Raw genomic sequence first — 15250 nt, forward strand, 5'->3', positions numbered from 1 at the left:
CGCTGGATTGTGTAACAATCCATCCATGCTTCCCGCCCTCGCCATCCTCGCCGCGGCGCTGTGCTTCTCCACGACCGGCACCGCGCAGGCCCTGGCCGGGGTCGACGCCTCGCCCATCGCGGTCGGCGCCGCGCGGATCGTGCTCGGCGGCGGCATCCTGGGTCTGCTCGCCCTCGGGCGGCGCACCCCGCCCCGCGCCACGACCGGGACGCGGGGCTCGACGGCGGCGCTCATCGCGCTCGGCGCCGTCGGCGTGCTCGCCTATCAGCCGCTGTTCTTCCTCGGGACCCGCGAGAACGGCGTCGCCATCGGCACCGTCGTCGCCCTCGGCTCCGCGCCCATCGCGACGGGGATCGCGGATGCCGTGCGCCTGCGCCGCTCCCCCACCTCGCGCTGGATGCTCGCCACCGCCGTCGCCCTCGCCGGCGTGGTGCTGGTGTCGGGGGTGACCGGCGGCACCGTCACGCTCTCCGCCGGCGGCCTGCTCGGATCGATCGGCGCCGGGATGTCGTACGCCCTCTATACGGTGTGCGCGAAGACGCTGATCGAGAGGGGGTGGGACTCCACGCGCGTCATGGGCACCGTCTTCGGCGTCGCCGCTCTCGCGAGCGTCCCCGTCCTGCTCCTCGCGGGCACGGGATGGCTGCTCACGCCGAACGGTCTGGCGCTTGCGCTCTGGTTGGGCATCGTGACGACCGCGGGCGCCTACCTGCTGTTCGGGTGGGGCCTGGCGCGCCTCACCGCGGTGACCGTGTCGACGCTCACCCTCGCCGAGCCTCTCGCCGCGACCCTGCTCGGCCTGCTCGTGCTGCGCGAACAGCTGACGCCGGTGGGCGCGGTCGGCCTCGCCCTCATCGCGGTGGGCCTCGCCGTGGTCTCCGCTCCCGCCCGTCGACGCCAGGAGGTTCCGGATGCCGCAGCCCGCGCCTGACGCCCCCACGCCGGGCCCCCGCACGGCCGACGTCGTCGCCGACGCCGTTCGCGCCGGCATCCTCTCCGGGGACCTGCCACCCGGCACTCCGCTGCGCGAGGAGGAGCTGAGCGCGACGTACGGCGTCTCGCGGCACACCGCCCGCACGGCGCTCGCGCGTCTCACCGGCGAACGACTCGCCACGGCCGAGCCTTATCGCGGCGTGCGGGTGTCCTCGCTCGACGACGACGCCCTCATCGCCCTGCAGCAGCTGCGGTGCGCCCTCGAGACCGAGGCCCTGCGGATCGTCCGCGACCGCGGCATCCGCCCTCCCGGGACCGAGGCGGCTCTCGACGAGCTGTCGGCGGCCGAGAGCTCGGGAGACTGGGCGGCGACCCTCGCGGCGCACGCGCGCGTGCACCTCGCCCTCGTCGACGCCGCCGGGAGTCCGCGAATCGCCGAGGAGTACCGCCGGCTCGACTCCGAGATGCACCTCCTGCTCACGCACGTACGCCCGGCCTACGCGCCCGGCGCCCTCACCGAAGAGCATCGCGCCTACGTCACCGAGGCGCTGCGCGATCCGGAGAGGGCCGTGCGCGCGCACCTCGATCACTCGACCCGGGCGATCCTCGACGGGCGGCGCGGGGGCTGACCGACACGCGGCGACACGTCCCGTCACGCTCCGCAACGCCCCTTAGCCAACCCGACTGGGCCGGGTTAGCGTGGGGGCACATCGCGGCGATCCGGGCGGTCCCGGGCCTCGGCTCATAACCGAAGGCGTGGCGGGTTCGACTCCCGCCGTCGCGTCCACGTCTCCCGCTCGCCGCGCCCGTCGGGCCGGCCGTCGCCGAAGATCCCGCGACGGCGCGTCCTCGACGAGACGCATCCCGGCCGGTACCGTATACCACGGAGGTATACACGTGGCAGCGCGCTTCGATCCCGACGACGCCGCGGCGCTCGTCAAGGCCGCGCGGCTCGATCGCGGAATGTCGCAGATGGAACTCGCGCGCGCCGCCGGCATGAGCCAGCCGCACGTCGCCGCGATCGAGGCCGCGCGCCGCGGCATCAGCGCGGAGGTTCTGGAACGCCTCCTGCGCGCGGCCGACTACCGCCCGAGCATCGCCGTCGAGGAGCATGCGGCGGAGATCATCGCCGTCGGCGCCCGATCGGGCATGACCGACATCCGCGTCTTCGGGTCGATCGCCCGCGGGTCCGATCACTTCACGTCCGACATCGACCTCGTGGCGAAGCTCGACGAGGGCCGGAGCTATCTCGACGTCGCGCGCTTCCAGAACGAGGTGGAGTCGCTCACCGGCTTCCCCGTGGACGTCGTGGTCGACGGCACCGGCCGGCCCGCGTTCCTCGACGATGTGACGGCGGTGCCACTGTGACGAACCCCGAGATCCCTCGGCGGTTCAGCCGTCTCCCCCGCGCCGACGCCCCGTCCGCCGACACCGCCCGAGCGAAGTTCGCGGAGAGCCTCGACGCCATAGAGGCCTTCCTCGAACACGCCACGACGAGCGGACGAGAGGCGTTCGTGCGCAACTCCCCCGCCTACGCGTCGGGATCGATGGTCATCATCCGCTGCGCCGCCCTCTTCGAGGTCGAGGAGTTCGCGCCGTTCCTGAACGATGTGCCCCACGAGGTCTCCAACGCCCTCCGCACCATGAGGAACATCGCCTCGCACGGCGGCTATCGAGCGATGAACGACACCCTCTTCTGGGCGACCCTCACGACCGACCTCCCCCCGTACCTCACCGCGTGGCGGTCGACCCTCGCGTCGAACCCCGCCCTCTGATCCGCCGACGGCCCCGACCGAGCGCGGACCGCGCACCCACCTGCCATGCTGGATCCATGGCATCCCCCGCACCCCAGGACGTTCCCGTCGGCAGCGAGATGATCCGCCTCGGGCCGTTCCTGAAGTTCGCGGGCGTGCTCGACTCCGGCGGAGACGTCAAAGAGGCGATCATCGACGGCTACGTGACGGTCAACGGCGAGGTCGAGCGCCGCCGCGGACGTCAGCTGCAGGTCGGCGATGTGATCGCCTTCGAGGGTCGGTCCTTCCGCGTGCAGGCCTGACCGCGGGGTCACCCCGGGACAACCCCGACCGAGCGAACCCGAGACGCGGCGACGAAGAAGGCCCGCCTCCCCGAACGGGAAGCGGGCCTCGGACGGTCACCCCGCGCTCGTGACACGGGACACCGTCGAACCTCAGTGCTCGTCGTAGTGGTCGCTGTGCAGCGCGTGACGGTGACCGTCGTGCACGTAGTCGGCGTGGTCGTCGTGCTCGACCTTCTCGTGCCCGCAGTCGTCGCCGTGACGGTGCTCGTCGACCGAGTGCTCGGCCTTCGACTCGTGCTCGTCGTAGTGGTCGCCGTGCAGAGCGTGGTGGTGGGTGCCGTGCACGTAGTCGATGTGATCGCCGTGCTCGATCTTCTGGTGCCCGCAGTCGTCGCCGTGCGCGTGCTCGTCGACGGTGTGCTCGGCGTGGGTCTCGGCAGTGCTCATTGTTCGTTCCCCTGGGTAGTCGGTTCGGTGACGTGGGCGATCGCGTCGAGCACGACGTGAGCGACGTGCTGGTCGGCGAGGGCATAACGGACCTCTTTCCCGTCGCGCTCCGAGGTCACCAGACCCGCCTGCCGCAGTGTACGCAGATGCTGCGACACGAGCGGTTGCGAGAGTCCGGATGACGCCGCCAGCGCGCCGACCGTGAGCGGTTCGGTGTTCAACAGCCAGACGAGCGCGAGACGCGACTCGCTGCCGAGCACCTTGAACAGCTCCGCGGCCTCGTCGAGCCCCGCGATCTTGTCCACGTGCCTACGACACCAGACACATAAACGAATTGCAATACGTTCACGAAATCGGGAACGGTTCTCGTTCGCGTTATCGCACCGTCACTCGTCGTCGCGCGGTCGGACGAGTCGCGTCCAACCCAGTTCTGCGGCATCCTCGATCTTCTTCGCTTCGCGGCGACGCCACGCCTCGCGGCCGACCGACGCCGCCTGCCAGGCCAGCGCGAACCCGATCACGATGCCCACCACCCACCCCGCAGCCTCCATGCGGGCGAGTCTACGAAGGGCGGCGGTCGGCGCCCAGCCCTACCCCTGCCGCCCCTTGAAGCGCGGATTCAGCTTGTTGATCACGAAGATCCTCCCGCGTCGGCGCACGACCTGTGCGCCGGGCTGATTCTTCAGGGACTTGATCGAAGCGCGGACCTTCACGGCATCCTCCTTGTTGATAACTGTTCTCAATAGGAGGCTAGAGTGTTCTCCGATCCGAGACAACCGAGAGGTGGATGCCATGCCCCGCACGATCGCCATCATGGGCGTCTGCGCCCCGGAACGCCGGGCTTACGCCGAACGCACCGCGATCGCCCTGGAACGACCGCTCCACCTGCTGCGGTTCGCCGACCTGCGCGCCGCGCACGCCCTTCCGACTCCGCGCCCCCGCTCGACGGACGACCACGCGGTCGTCGACCTCGGCACCGACGTCGACCTCATCCACTCCCTCGTCGCCCGGGGCGGGGCCGACGTCGAGGCGGTCTGCGTCGTCGACGCCCGTCACATGATCGGCGACCTGCTCGACGACGCCGCCCTGGTGACCTCCGCGAAGCCCGGCGACGCCCGCGGCGATGTCGGTGCCCGCGCGCGCCAGGCCGCCCTCGCCCTCGAGCTGGCCTCGCGCATCGTCTGGATCAACTGGGAGCAGGTGCCGACGCCCGCCCTCGCCGTGCAGATGGCACTGGCCTCCCACCTCAACCCCACCGCGGTGGTGCGCCTGTCGCGCGACCCGCTGAGCGACCTGCGGTCGCCGGCCGCGCAGGAGGGCGAGCTGCTCGAACGCGCGGGCTGGGTGCGCGCGCTCAACGGTGAGCACGACCCGTTCATGCGCGACAACCGTGTCGCGACCCTCGTCTACGAGCAGGTGCGACCGTTCCATCCGCAGCGCCTGTCCGCCGCGCTCGACCGGCTCGACGACGGCGCCGCGGGACGCCTCGTGCGCTCGGCGGGATTCTGCCGTCTGGCCTCGCGTCCCGGCATCCTCGCGCGGTGGGAGCACGTCGGATCGGCCATGTGGATCGAACCGCTCGGAACCGATGACGGCCGCATGGGCCTCGGCCAGGAGATCGCCTTCACCGGTCTCGATCTCTCCGCCCCGCGCCTGGCGCACATCCTCGACGAGGCCGCCCTCACCGACGACGAGCTCGCGGCGGGACCCACCGCGTGGGCCGGGTTCGCCGACCCCCTTCCGGCGTGGCCCGCGACGCAGCCCTCGATCCCGGATGCCGCCGATTGAAGCGACGAGCTCCTGTCAAGCCGGTTCGCCCGCTCGGCGCCGAGGAGCACCGTGGAGGCATGAGCACTCCTGACATCCCCTCCCGTCACTCCGACGACGCGCACGCCGACTCCGCCGCCCCGACCGACGCCGTCACCGACGAGGTGCGCGAAGACGCCGCCGAGGCGGAGGAGCACGTGCACCTCGACGACCACACCGGCGACACCGTCGAGCCCGACCCTGGCTTCCCGGCCGCCGAAGGACACGCCTGAGGCGATCCCGGTGTCCCGCGCCGTGGCGACACCGGCGCGGGGCTCGCTGACCGACCGGCGCTCACGCGATCCGTGTGCCCGGCGGCAGCCTCCTCGACGGGGTGCGCGTCCGAGCGATCCCCCACGCCATCAGACCGCCCGCGATGACGAGCTGCACGAGCAGGCCCACGAACCAACTCGGCGCGGTGCCCGCGACCTGCTGTTCGGGGGTCGTGTGGTCGGGCACCCGCTCCGACGTGTACGTTGCGCACGAGTCGCGCTCGACACGCGGCTCCGGCGCGATCTGCGCCAGCCGCACCCCGTAGGCGATCTGCGAGAAGAGATCGCTCGGTGCGCCGTACTCGGGGTCGTACGTGGGCGGCGTGGCATCGGCGAGGATGACGAACGGATTGGCCGCCAGCACCCACCAGACCCGGTCGAAGCGGGGGATCTCGGTGTAGCTCGTCGAGTCGACGCACCCGACCTCACCCGGTGACGGGCACCCGTTCTGCGGCGACGTCGCGAAAGGATCGCACCCCGAGGGGACCGCCGCGAAGTCGAAGTCGCGCGACACGACCTCTTGCGAGGTGCGCAGGGCCGTCCCCCCGAGCCCGAAGACCAGCAGGGTGCCGATCGTGAGCGCGGCGACGATGAGGTAGGTACTCGCCACCGAGAAGAGCGGACGGGCGACGACGGCGCTCAGCCCGACGCCGATGGCCGCCACGACCCCGACCTCGAGCACGAGGATCACGAGAGAGGTCAGGATGACGAGGGGGTTCAGACCGCCGGCGAACGTCGCCACGAGCAGAAACGGCACCGCCACCACGAGGAAGGCGAGCCCCGAGATCCACGCGGCGAGGAACTTGCCGATGACGATCTCGCCCGTGGTCACGAGCGTGACCTGAACGGGGGCGAGGGTCGCGGCATCCCGGTCTCCGTTGACCGCGCTCCCGCTGAGCGTCGGCGACACGAGCAGCACCAGCAGCAGCACGAGCATGATGACGATCGAGAAGAACAACTCGTTGCCGCCGTTCCAGAGCGCGAACGAGGCGAACGAGAGCAGCAGCAGACCGAGCAGGATGAGCGCGAAGACGCCCAGCAGCACGTACCAGGCGACCGAGCGCACGCGCTGACGCAGCTCGATCCCGACGATCGTTCCCAGCCGGTGGAGGTTCATGCGCGGCTCCCGTCGTCGCGTCGATCGGTCGGCGGGTCGCCCGCGGCTCCCGCCGTCCCGTCGGGCTCCTGCGCGGCATCCGTCCGCGCCGCCTCGGCATCCGGAGCCGGGGGGACGTTATCGGCAGGGCGGGCGTCGCCCCGCAGGTCGAGGAACGCGTGCTCGAGATCCCCCACGGCCGGGGCGAACTCGACGACCGGCAGACCGGCGCTCGCGAGCGCGCGGAATCCCGCGACGGCCGCGGCCTCGTCGGCGAACGGGACGAGCACGTCCCGGCGATCGACGCCCACCTCGGCCGCGGTGCGTCCCAGTGCCGCGGCGATGTCGGCTCGGGCGGCGTCGCCCGGCCGCGACGGGTCGGTCAGCAGGCGCACGCGCCACGGACGCACGCGCGTGGCGGCCGCGGCGACCCGGTCGCTTCCGACCGTGCGCCCGTCGACGAGGAAGACGGCGTCGTCGACCACCTCTTCGAGCTCCGACAGCACGTGGCTCGAGATCAGGATGGTGCGCCCCTCGGCCGCGAGCCGCCGCAGCAGCTCGCGCAGGGCGATGCGCGCTTGGGGATCGAGACCCGACGCCGGCTCGTCGAGCAGGAGTACGCGCGGATCGTGCACGAGGGCGCGGGCCAGGGCGAGGCGCTGCTTCTGCCCGCGAGAGAGCACCCGCGCGGCGGAGTGAGCGAGTCCGGAGAGATCGACGAGGGCGAGGAGCTCGTCCGCGCGGATACGGGCGTCGTCGCGCGACAGGTCGTACAGCTGCGCGGTGGCCACCAGCACCTCGCGGGCGGTCAGGCTCGGCCAGGCGCCGAGCGAATCCGGCATCCAGCCCAGGATGCGGCGCGCACCCGCCGGGTCGCCCAACGGGTCGATGCCGCCGATGCGCAGCGTTCCGTCATCGGGCCGCAGAAGCGAGGCGAGCATGAGCATGAGCGTCGTCTTGCCGGAGCCGTTCGGCCCGACCAGTCCCGTCACCCGCCCCGGCGCCGCCGAGAACGTGACGTGCTGCACCGCCTGCACCGCACCGAACGACCGTTTGACGCCCGCGACATCGATTCCGGCTTCCATGCGCCCACCCTAGGGGGAGGGTCCGACACGCCGACCGGCGGGGCCCTCGACCGCACGGCGACTCCCCCACGTCGACGGGCGGCGCCGCCGATTCCCGCCCCTCGCCGCCCGCGCGTGTCGCCCCGCTCACCACGGGACGGCCGCGCGCTGCACCCGTCGCACGCGACGGAGAGCTCAGGATGCCGCGAGCGCGCGCCCCAGCGCATCGCCCGAGGTCCACGCGGTGCGCACCGCCGCGCTCTCCCCCCAGGCGTCACCGCACGCCGAGAGGCCCGGCGAGCGGAAGAACGGCCGCCCGGTCGTCTCGGCCGGGCGAGCGAAGGTCCACCGGTGCGCGCGGGTCGCGACCGGGTCGTCGTCGATGCGCAGCAAGCGCCGGGTCGCGGAGATGACGGGCGCGATCGCCGCGTCCGGATCGTCGAGGTGGCGTGCGGCCCGCTCCGCCGTCGTGTGCACCACGAGCACGGGGGCGCCGTCGCCTCTCCTGTCGCCGTCGTCCGCGATGAACGACACGTCAGGATCGTCGGCGGCGAAGGCGCCGTGCAGGTCGGCATCCCATCTCCGCTCGTCCCACCGCAGCACCACGGCGATGACGGGCTCCCACTCCTGCGCCCCGCCGGGGGACTCCCCCGCGAGACGTGCGGCCTGCGGAGCGGGCATGGCCAGCACCACCTCGCCGGCGTCGTCGCCGTCGACGCGGAAGGGCTCGACGCTCTCGACGACGCGCTCGTTCTCCACGTCCAGCCCGTCTGCCAGATCGAGCGCGAGAGAGCGCAGGCCGAGGGGCGCCGCCCACCGCATGGGTCCGGGCTTGGGGGTCTGCGACCCGTCCGGCTGGATCACCTGGAACGTGTCGGTCCAGGGCCGCGCGAGCTGTCGCTCCTCCCATCCGGCGACGACGTGGGCGAAGCCCTCGGCCTCACCGACGACGAAGTACGACGCACCGAGGTCGACCGCGCGCCCGTCGATCGTGCGGCTCGACAGCCGTCCCCCCACGCGACGGCCGCGGTCGAGCACGCGCACCGACCGTCCGGCATCCTGAACGGCCCGCGCGCACGCGAGACCCGAGATGCCGCCACCGACCACCGTCACGTCCACCGTCATGCCGTCATCCTCGCCCGGGCGACTACGGGAGCCGACGGGGTTGCGCGCGCAGCGCTCGGCGCCCCGGCGCCCGGCGCAGCGCGCGCCGAACTCCGCCCCGGGCGCAGTACCCGCGCGAGCAGAACTCCTGAGAATCCGCACCGTGCGCGGGCCCGCTCCGCTCGATGACGCGGCCGCGAGCCACAGTCGCGCGCGAAAGTCAGGAGTTCCGCGCGGCGCCGCCGAAGAATTCCACGCCCAGATCCGGGTGATCGACGAACACGCCGTCCAGCCCGGCGTCGCGCAGCACTCCCCATTCGCGGCGGTAGTCGCCGAGCGCCGCTCTGCCGCCGCCCCGACGGTAGGCCGGAAGCAGGAAGGCGTTCTCGGGACGACACGTCCAGGTGAACACCCGCAGTCCGCGCTCCTGCGCCGCACCGACGAACCCGGCCGGCCCTTTCGACCGTCCCCACCGGTCGGGGGCGAGCACGAGGCGCTTGTCGGGACTGATCCCCTCGACCTCGTCGGCGAGCGCGTCCAAGCCGGCCGCCGTGAGCATCGACGCGTACGTCCGCGCCTCGGACCCGTCGCGTTCGCGCAGATCCCACGGCGCCCCGTCTGCCTCGATCAACTGGACCAGGGGAACGCGGATGCCGCGCTCTCGCAGCCTCGCGAGCACGAGGGGCTCGAAGGATTCGATGACGAGGGCGTCGACGGCATCCGCCCATCCGCTCTCGCGCAGTTCGGCGGCGACGAGCTCGGCCATGTCGAAGCCCCGGCGCGCGAAGGCGGCGGCGTGCTTGATCTCGAGCACGACGCCGATCCCGGCCTCCCGCGCGAGGTCGAGCACGTCGCGCAGGCGCAGCACCGGTTCGGTGTCGTCGTGCGCGGCGCTGCCGGGCCGGATGGCGGGGATCCGTTCGCGACAGCGCAGGGTCTGCAGCTCCGCCCACGTGAAGTCCTCGGTGAACCAGCCGGTCAGCTCCTCGCCGTCGACGACCCTCGACGTGCGCCGATCCGCGAAGGCGGGGCGCGTCGAGACGTCGGTGGTACCGGAGATCTCGTTCTCGTGGCGCACCACGAGCACGCCGTCCTTCGAGGGCACGACGTCGGGTTCGACGGCATCCACCCCCGCAGCGATCGCCCGCTGATAGGAGGAGCGGGAGTGCTCGGGGAGGTATCCGGGAGCTCCGCGATGACCGATGACGACAGGCACCCCGTCACGGTAGCGACGGCGGGTGAACACGAGGTCCGCTCAAAGCAGAATCCCAGTCAGCACAAGGAATCCGGCGGCCCTCTCGGCTAGTGTTGTCTGACAGCACGGTGCTGTGATCACCATCTTTGGAGTGTGAGTTCCCGTGGCCCTCAACAACCCGGCATTCAACAACCCGGCGTTCCAGGACCCTCGAGCCGGTGGCGCTCAGACGCGCTACAGCCCGCCCCCGGCCGTCGACCCCGCCGCCGCCGCGACGATCGAAGGCGCCTACGCCGCCCCGTCGGCCAGCGCCGTCGACACCGGCCGCATGACGGTGGAGGACACCGTCATGAAGACCCTGGCGCTCTTCGGCATCCTCGTCGTGACCGCCGTCGTCGGCTGGATCTGGTCGATGGCCGGCGTCAGCGCCGCCAACCCGAACCCGAGCGCTGCCCCGATGATCGTCGGTGGCCTCGTCGGCTTCGTGCTGGCCATGGTCGCGACGTTCAAGAAGAAGCCCTCCGTTCCCGTCTTCGTCGCCTACGCGGCGTTCGAGGGTCTGTTCGTCGGCGGAATCTCGGCGTTCTTCGAGTTCATCTTCCCGGGCATCGTCTTGCAGGCGACGCTCGGCACCCTGTCGGTCGTCGGCGTGACCCTCGCCCTGTTCGCGAGCGGCAAGATCCGCGCCTCGGCCCGCGCCACCAAGATCTTCCTGATCGCGATGGTCGGCTACCTCGTGTTCAGCCTGGTCAACCTCGGCCTCATGCTGTTCAACGTCCCGATCGCCGGCGGCGCGTTCGGTCTGCGCAGCGGCATCGAGATCTTCGGCATCCCGCTCGGCGTCATCATCGGCGTGTTCGTGGTCATCATGGCCGCCTACTCGCTGGTGCTCGATTTCGACCAGATCCAGCGCGGCGTCCGCAACGGCGCCGCCCGCGTCTACGGCTGGGTCGGCGCCTTCGGCATCATGGTCACCGTCGTGTGGCTGTACGTCGAGATCCTGCGCCTCATCGCCATCGTGCGCGGCAACAACTGACGCACGCGCGTCGAACGAAGGGCCGTCCCGTCCGGGGCGGCCCTTCGTCGTTCTCCGCCCCGCAGCGCCCTGCCCCGCACCGCCCCGCCCCGCGCCGCCCTGCCCCGCACCGTCCCGCGTCCCCGCCTCGCACCCCGTGCCGCACCGGCGACCCTCCGCCGCAACGGCGACCCTGCCCCGCACCCACGCCCCCGCCCGCAAGGGGCCCCCACCCCGGATGCCGCGACGCTAGCCTCCCGGCATGAGCCCCGCGAAGACTCCCCCCGAGATCCTCGACGTCGACGGCCACGAGGTGCGCGTCACCAGCCCCGACCGCGTCGTCTTCCCCGAGCCGGGCCTGACCAAGCTCGACCTCGTGCGCTACTACCTCGCCGTCGCCGACGGGGCGCTGCGCGGAGCGGGCGGTCGCCCCATGGTCCTCAAGCGCTTCTCGAAGGGCCTCGATCAGGAGCCGTTCTTCCAGAAGCGCGTGCCCGAGAACCACCCCGCCTTCATCGACACCGCGACGCTGCGCTACGCCTCCGGCACGTCGGCCGAAGAGGCGGTGATCCGGGATGCCGCGGGCCTGGCCTGGATCGTCAACCTCGGCTGCCTCGACCTCAACCCGCACCCCGTGCGCGCGGAAGACCTCGACCATCCCGATGAGCTGCGCGTCGACCTCGACCCGATGCCGGGGGTCGACTGGGCGCAGATCGTCGACGTCGCGTTCATCGCCCGCGAGGTGCTCGAGGACCACGGTCTCGTCGGGTGGCCGAAGACGTCGGGCTCGCGGGGCCTGCACATCCTCGTGCGCATCCGTCCCGAGTGGGAGTACGCCGACGTGCGCCTGGCCGCCGAGACGCTCGCGCGCGAGGTCGAGAACCGCGCCCCGGGCCTCGCGACGGCCCGCTGGTGGAAGGAGGAGCGCGGCGAGAGCGTGTTCGTCGACTTCAACCAGAACGCCAAGGACCGCACGGTCGCCTCGGCCTACTCGATCCGCGCCCTGCCCGACGCCCGCGTCTCGACCCCGCTCACGTGGGACGAGCTGCGCTCGCGCCGCCCCGCGGAGTTCACCGTGCTCACCGTGCCCGAGAGGTTCGCCTCGATCGGCGACCCGCACGTCGGGATCGACGACGCCGCGGGATCCCTCGACGCCCTCCTCGCCCTGGCGGCGGAGCTCGGACCGGCCGAGAAGCCGCCGCGGGGTTCCGACGGCTCGGGCCGCCGCGCCTCGACGATGCCCCTTATCGAGGTCGCCCGCACGAAGACGAAGCCCGAGGCCCTCGACGCCCTCGAGACATGGAAGGCGCGGCATCCCGAGGCCGCGGCCGCCCTGCATCCGGCCGACGTCCTGGTCGACGGCATGCGCGGCTCGAGTTCGCTCTGGTACCGCGTGCGCGTGAATCTGCAGCACGTCCCGGATGCCGCGCGCCCCGCGCAGGAGGAGTTGATCGCCGACTACGACCCGTGGGCGGGGCGCTCCGGCTCCTGAGCGGTCCGCAGGGATCCCACCAGGTGCGTGATCCCGTAGCTATAGGCCTCGTCGAGATCACCGCCGAGACGGAAGGCCCCGGCGAGCTCCATCGTGACGAAGCCCGTCGCCCAGGCCGTGAGCAGGCGCGCCGCGTCGAGAGCGTGGGCCGGGCCCACGACGGCCTCGGTCACGCGCAGCACCGGCGCGCTCGTGGCGGCGAGCCGGTCGGCATCCACCAGGCTCGTGAACAGCAGGCGGAAGGCCTCGGGCCGTTCGCGCCCGAAGCGTCGGAACGCGAGGAGCGCGTCGTCGAGGCGCCCGGATGCCGCCTCGAGCCGGCGCGTGAGGTCGTCGGCGGCCTGCTCGCCCACCAGGCGCAGCAGGGTGTCACGGTCGCGGACGCGCTTGTACAGCGAGGGCGCCTTGACGCCGACCGCGTTCGCCACGGCCTGCATCGTCACGGCGGCGGGCCCGCCGTCTTCGAGCAGGCGGACGGCGGCGCCGATGATCTGCGCAGTCGACGTTCTTTCCGGTGTCGGCATGATCCCTCCCCATGGCTACGTAAATAAGCTATCATGGCTAACGTTCGTAGCCATCAGTCAGGAGAATTCCATGCAACTCGGCCCCGCGCTCCACCGCATCGGCAACGACATCGTCGCCGCATATCTCATCGTCCAGCCGGAGGGCATCACGCTCGTCGACGCCGGGCTTCCCGGCATGTACGCCGATCTCCGCCGCGAACTGGATGCCATCGGCCGCTCGCTCGACGACATCCGCGGGGTGGTCCTCACCCACGGCGACAGCGATCACGTCGGTTTCGCGGAGCGCCTGCGTCGCGAGAAAGGCGTCCCCGTCTTCGTGCACGCGGCCGACGCGGACCGCGCCCGCGGCGGCGACAAGCCCAAGACGCCGATGGGACCGATGCGCCTCGGTCCCCTGCTCGGCTTCGCCGCCTTCGGCATCCGCAAGGGCATGCGGCCGCAGTGGCTGACCGAGGTCGTCGTCCTCGACGGCGACTCGACGCTCGACCTGCCCGGCGCACCCCGGGTGATCTCGATGCCCGGGCACTCCCCGGGCAGCATCGCCGTCTTCTCGCCCGCGGTGCGAGCCGTGTTCGTCGGGGATGCACTGACGACCCGGCACGTGCTCACCGGCCGCACGGGCCCCGGACCGGCGCCCTTCACCGACGACCCGTCCGCGGCGATCGCCTCGCTGGCGCACATCGCGGATCTGGATGCCGACTGGGTGCTCCCCGGCCACGGACCGGCGTTCCACGGCTCCCCCGCGGCCGCCGTCCGCGCCGTGCGGGAGGCCGCGCGCGCCTGATCTCAGCGGCGGCGCGGCCTGCTCACCGCCTCGTCGCACGCGGCGGCGAGGGTCTGCATCGCGCGCACGGGGCTGAGGGTCGCCGCCGCGCTCACCGCCTCCGCCGAGAGTCGGCGTCGCATCGCGGCATCCGTCAGCACCTGAGAGAGGGCGGCGACCAGCGCGTCCTCGTCGCCGTCGGGAACCAGGATGCCGCCCCCCGCGGCCAGCATGTCGCGCGGGCCGTAGCGGATGTCGTAAGCGACCACGGGGGTTCCGTGCGCGAGCGCTTCGGCGAGAGCGAGCCCCTGCCCCTCGAAGGCCGAGGTCGTGAGGTACACCGCGGCGCGATCGAGTACGGCGCCGGCGTCGTTCGTGAGTCCCGGGAGAGTCACGGCCTCCCCCAGCCCGAGCTGGGCGACGAGGGCCTCGAGCTCACTCCGCTGGGCGCCGGCTCCCCAGAGCTCCAGGCGGGCCGCGGGCACCTCGGCGACGAGGCGGGCGAATGCCCGCACGGCCGCGGGAAGACGCTTGCCGGGGGCCAGACGCCCGAGCACCACGACGCGGCCGGCGTCGCGGTCGTCGGCGGGGACGACCGCCGCGGGAGCGCGGACGGCGTGCGGGGCGACGACATCGTTCGCCGCGTCGCCGAAGCGCTCGCGCACGTCGTCGCGCTGCTGCGCCGTCGGCCACAGCACCGCGTCGAAGCGCGGAGCGATCTCGAACCAGCGGGTCCAGAGCGCGTTCAGGGCCGCGTCGGGACGGTACGGGGCTTCGAGGTGGATCGTATGGACGGTGTGCAGGATCCTGACGTCGTCGTCCCCCCATCCGACGATGAGCTCTCCGAGCTGCCGCGACTCGCAGATGATCACGACGGGACGCGGATTCTTCTCTCGCAGCTGCGCCGTGAGGTGCGTGAGCCACGCGCGGTAGAGCGCTCCGAACCCGTCGATCACGCCGACGGAATCGCCCGCGGCATCCCTCACCACGATGGGGGCCGTCGTCAGGTGCCAATCGGGGTCGATCACGTTCGGAAGCGAGACCGCCCCCCCGGCGACGTCACGGTACTCGAGGGCCGGGTCGGCCCGCCCCTCGTGCGCCGATGCGCGCAGCCAGTCCGCGGCTCCCCCGTCGGGGCCGAGGGCCTCGTCGAAGAGGTTGCGGAAGACCCCGGATGCCGCGGCCGCCCCCCGCTCGACGAAGGTCCGCCGGTGCGCGGCATGGGCGTCGGCGTCGCCCGGGTCGACGGTCAGCAGGAGGGGCGCCGCTCCGGCATCCGTCATCTGACGTGCCCGCGCGAGAGTGGAGATCGTATACCCGCCATCGAGATCGGGGATCAGCCTGCTCGAGAGGATGAGGTACCAGGCGTCGGGGAAGTCGGCGTCGCTCACGCCCCCATCCTCTCCCACCGGCGACCCTCGTCTCGCTGCCCCGCGCGCGCGGCCGTCTTCCGGTGTCGGGGCGCGATGCCGTGCCTTCAGCGGCTCGACCACGCAACACA

At 72.3% G+C, this 15250-nt stretch carries 20 protein-coding genes and 1 tRNA gene; 11 read left to right on the forward strand and 10 right to left on the reverse strand.

Annotated elements, in window-relative coordinates; translation table 11 throughout:
* Positions 1–25: 25 nt before the first annotated feature.
* The 6 genes from FB047_RS10645 (at position 26) to FB047_RS10665 (ending at position 2989) form a co-directional block, all read left to right on the forward strand.
* Positions 26–931 (forward strand): DMT family transporter, encoded by a 906-nt coding sequence (locus FB047_RS10645; protein ID WP_136587159.1) that lies wholly within the window; start codon positions 26–28, stop codon positions 929–931.
* Positions 912–1562: a GntR family transcriptional regulator gene (locus tag FB047_RS10650; protein ID WP_136587160.1), complete on the forward strand. Its 651-nt coding sequence runs from the start codon at positions 912–914 to the stop codon at positions 1560–1562. The genes FB047_RS10645 and FB047_RS10650 overlap by 20 nt, the downstream gene beginning before the upstream one ends.
* Before the next feature lie 82 nt (positions 1563–1644).
* A tRNA-Met gene (locus FB047_RS16945) sits at positions 1645–1720 on the forward strand.
* Positions 1721–1830: 110 nt separating this feature from the next.
* On the forward strand, positions 1831–2301 hold the full coding sequence (locus FB047_RS10655; RefSeq protein ID WP_205822889.1) for a helix-turn-helix domain-containing protein: 471 nt from the start codon (positions 1831–1833) through the stop codon (positions 2299–2301).
* Positions 2298–2708 (forward strand): ribonuclease HepT family protein, encoded by a 411-nt coding sequence (locus tag FB047_RS17085; protein ID WP_205822891.1) that lies wholly within the window; start codon positions 2298–2300, stop codon positions 2706–2708. The genes FB047_RS10655 and FB047_RS17085 overlap by 4 nt, the downstream gene beginning before the upstream one ends.
* A gap of 56 nt (positions 2709–2764) precedes the next feature.
* Positions 2765–2989 carry an RNA-binding S4 domain-containing protein gene (locus FB047_RS10665; RefSeq protein WP_136587161.1) on the forward strand — a complete coding sequence of 75 codons (225 nt, stop codon included), beginning with the start codon at positions 2765–2767 and terminating at the stop codon, positions 2987–2989.
* A 132-nt stretch (positions 2990–3121) separates the two neighbouring features.
* Here FB047_RS10665 and FB047_RS10670 read toward each other — a convergent pair whose 3' ends face one another.
* The 4 genes from FB047_RS10670 to ykgO all read right to left on the reverse strand — a co-directional run bounded on the left by FB047_RS10670 (position 3122) and on the right by ykgO (position 4131).
* The gene (locus FB047_RS10670) at positions 3122–3418 is read right to left on the reverse strand and encodes a hypothetical protein (RefSeq protein WP_136587162.1); all 297 of its coding nucleotides are present in this window, start codon (positions 3416–3418) and stop codon (positions 3122–3124) included.
* Positions 3415–3723 carry an ArsR/SmtB family transcription factor gene (locus tag FB047_RS10675; protein ID WP_136587163.1) on the reverse strand — a complete coding sequence of 103 codons (309 nt, stop codon included), beginning with the start codon at positions 3721–3723 and terminating at the stop codon, positions 3415–3417. Before FB047_RS10675 ends, FB047_RS10670 begins: the two co-directional genes overlap by 4 nt.
* An 81-nt stretch (positions 3724–3804) precedes the next feature.
* Complete coding sequence (locus FB047_RS16950) at positions 3805–3969, reverse strand: hypothetical protein (RefSeq protein ID WP_167494216.1); 165 nt, start codon at positions 3967–3969, stop codon at positions 3805–3807.
* 39 nt (positions 3970–4008) lie between these two features.
* Positions 4009–4131 carry a type B 50S ribosomal protein L36 gene (gene ykgO / locus FB047_RS10680; protein ID WP_136587164.1) on the reverse strand — a complete coding sequence of 41 codons (123 nt, stop codon included), beginning with the start codon at positions 4129–4131 and terminating at the stop codon, positions 4009–4011.
* A 79-nt stretch (positions 4132–4210) separates the two neighbouring features.
* Between ykgO and FB047_RS10685 the strand changes: the two genes are divergently transcribed.
* Both FB047_RS10685 and FB047_RS10690 read left to right on the forward strand, forming a co-directional pair.
* The gene (locus FB047_RS10685) at positions 4211–5206 is read left to right on the forward strand and encodes a GTP-binding protein (RefSeq protein WP_136587165.1); all 996 of its coding nucleotides are present in this window, start codon (positions 4211–4213) and stop codon (positions 5204–5206) included.
* A 59-nt stretch (positions 5207–5265) separates the two neighbouring features.
* Positions 5266–5457 carry a hypothetical protein gene (locus FB047_RS10690; RefSeq protein WP_136587166.1) on the forward strand — a complete coding sequence of 64 codons (192 nt, stop codon included), beginning with the start codon at positions 5266–5268 and terminating at the stop codon, positions 5455–5457.
* A 61-nt stretch (positions 5458–5518) separates the two neighbouring features.
* Here FB047_RS10690 and FB047_RS10695 read toward each other — a convergent pair whose 3' ends face one another.
* From FB047_RS10695 to FB047_RS10710, 4 genes are all read right to left on the reverse strand, one after another.
* Positions 5519–6613, reverse strand: coding sequence for an ABC transporter permease (locus FB047_RS10695; protein ID WP_136587167.1), 1095 nt, complete (start codon positions 6611–6613; stop codon positions 5519–5521).
* Entirely contained in the window at positions 6610–7677 is a 1068-nt protein-coding gene (locus tag FB047_RS10700; protein ID WP_136587168.1) for an ABC transporter ATP-binding protein, read from the reverse strand. Before FB047_RS10700 ends, FB047_RS10695 begins: the two co-directional genes overlap by 4 nt.
* Before the next feature lie 174 nt (positions 7678–7851).
* The gene (locus FB047_RS10705) at positions 7852–8781 is read right to left on the reverse strand and encodes an NAD(P)/FAD-dependent oxidoreductase (RefSeq protein ID WP_136587169.1); all 930 of its coding nucleotides are present in this window, start codon (positions 8779–8781) and stop codon (positions 7852–7854) included.
* Positions 8782–8980: 199 nt separating this feature from the next.
* Complete coding sequence (locus FB047_RS10710) at positions 8981–9976, reverse strand: glycerophosphodiester phosphodiesterase family protein (RefSeq protein ID WP_136587170.1); 996 nt, start codon at positions 9974–9976, stop codon at positions 8981–8983.
* A gap of 142 nt (positions 9977–10118) precedes the next feature.
* Between FB047_RS10710 and FB047_RS10715 the strand changes: the two genes are divergently transcribed.
* Positions 10119–10991 (forward strand): Bax inhibitor-1/YccA family protein, encoded by an 873-nt coding sequence (locus FB047_RS10715; protein ID WP_136587171.1) that lies wholly within the window; start codon positions 10119–10121, stop codon positions 10989–10991.
* A 241-nt stretch (positions 10992–11232) separates the two neighbouring features.
* Positions 11233–12462, forward strand: a complete 1230-nt coding sequence (ligD, locus tag FB047_RS10720) for a non-homologous end-joining DNA ligase (RefSeq protein WP_136587172.1) — start codon at positions 11233–11235, stop codon at positions 12460–12462.
* Here the strand turns inward: ligD and FB047_RS10725 are convergent.
* Complete coding sequence (locus FB047_RS10725) at positions 12429–12986, reverse strand: TetR/AcrR family transcriptional regulator (RefSeq protein WP_136587173.1); 558 nt, start codon at positions 12984–12986, stop codon at positions 12429–12431. The two genes, ligD and FB047_RS10725, sit on opposite strands and share 34 nt — an antisense overlap.
* A gap of 70 nt (positions 12987–13056) precedes the next feature.
* Here FB047_RS10725 and FB047_RS10730 point away from each other — a divergent pair, with 70 nt between their 5' ends.
* On the forward strand, positions 13057–13770 hold the full coding sequence (locus FB047_RS10730; RefSeq protein WP_136587174.1) for an MBL fold metallo-hydrolase: 714 nt from the start codon (positions 13057–13059) through the stop codon (positions 13768–13770).
* A gap of 2 nt (positions 13771–13772) precedes the next feature.
* Here the strand turns inward: FB047_RS10730 and FB047_RS10735 are convergent, their stop codons facing one another.
* On the reverse strand, positions 13773–15140 hold the full coding sequence (locus tag FB047_RS10735; protein WP_240752747.1) for a glycosyltransferase: 1368 nt from the start codon (positions 15138–15140) through the stop codon (positions 13773–13775).
* Positions 15141–15250 lie beyond the last annotated feature (110 nt).

This window comes from Microbacterium hydrothermale, from assembly GCF_004854025.1.
GTDB lineage: Bacteria > Actinomycetota > Actinomycetes > Actinomycetales > Microbacteriaceae > Microbacterium > Microbacterium hydrothermale.

What these genes read in the sequence shown, in the direction of transcription:
- FB047_RS10670 (WP_136587162.1), bottom strand. Translation starts at nt 3,418, where the DNA reads ATGAGCACTGCCGAGACCCACGCCGAGCACACCGTCGACGAGCACGCG.
- FB047_RS10650 (WP_136587160.1), top strand. Translation starts at nt 912, where the DNA reads ATGCCGCAGCCCGCGCCTGACGCCCCCACGCCGGGCCCCCGCACGGCC.
- FB047_RS10665 (WP_136587161.1), top strand. Translation starts at nt 2,765, where the DNA reads ATGGCATCCCCCGCACCCCAGGACGTTCCCGTCGGCAGCGAGATGATC.
- FB047_RS16950 (WP_167494216.1), bottom strand. Translation starts at nt 3,969, where the DNA reads ATGGAGGCTGCGGGGTGGGTGGTGGGCATCGTGATCGGGTTCGCGCTG.
- FB047_RS10645 (WP_136587159.1), top strand. Translation starts at nt 26, where the DNA reads ATGCTTCCCGCCCTCGCCATCCTCGCCGCGGCGCTGTGCTTCTCCACG.
- ligD (WP_136587172.1), top strand. Translation starts at nt 11,233, where the DNA reads ATGAGCCCCGCGAAGACTCCCCCCGAGATCCTCGACGTCGACGGCCAC.
- FB047_RS10705 (WP_136587169.1), bottom strand. Translation starts at nt 8,781, where the DNA reads ATGACGGTGGACGTGACGGTGGTCGGTGGCGGCATCTCGGGTCTCGCG.
- FB047_RS10685 (WP_136587165.1), top strand. Translation starts at nt 4,211, where the DNA reads ATGCCCCGCACGATCGCCATCATGGGCGTCTGCGCCCCGGAACGCCGG.
- FB047_RS10695 (WP_136587167.1), bottom strand. Translation starts at nt 6,613, where the DNA reads ATGAACCTCCACCGGCTGGGAACGATCGTCGGGATCGAGCTGCGTCAG.
- FB047_RS10730 (WP_136587174.1), top strand. Translation starts at nt 13,057, where the DNA reads ATGCAACTCGGCCCCGCGCTCCACCGCATCGGCAACGACATCGTCGCC.
- FB047_RS10690 (WP_136587166.1), top strand. Translation starts at nt 5,266, where the DNA reads ATGAGCACTCCTGACATCCCCTCCCGTCACTCCGACGACGCGCACGCC.
- FB047_RS10700 (WP_136587168.1), bottom strand. Translation starts at nt 7,677, where the DNA reads ATGGAAGCCGGAATCGATGTCGCGGGCGTCAAACGGTCGTTCGGTGCG.
- FB047_RS10725 (WP_136587173.1), bottom strand. Translation starts at nt 12,986, where the DNA reads ATGCCGACACCGGAAAGAACGTCGACTGCGCAGATCATCGGCGCCGCC.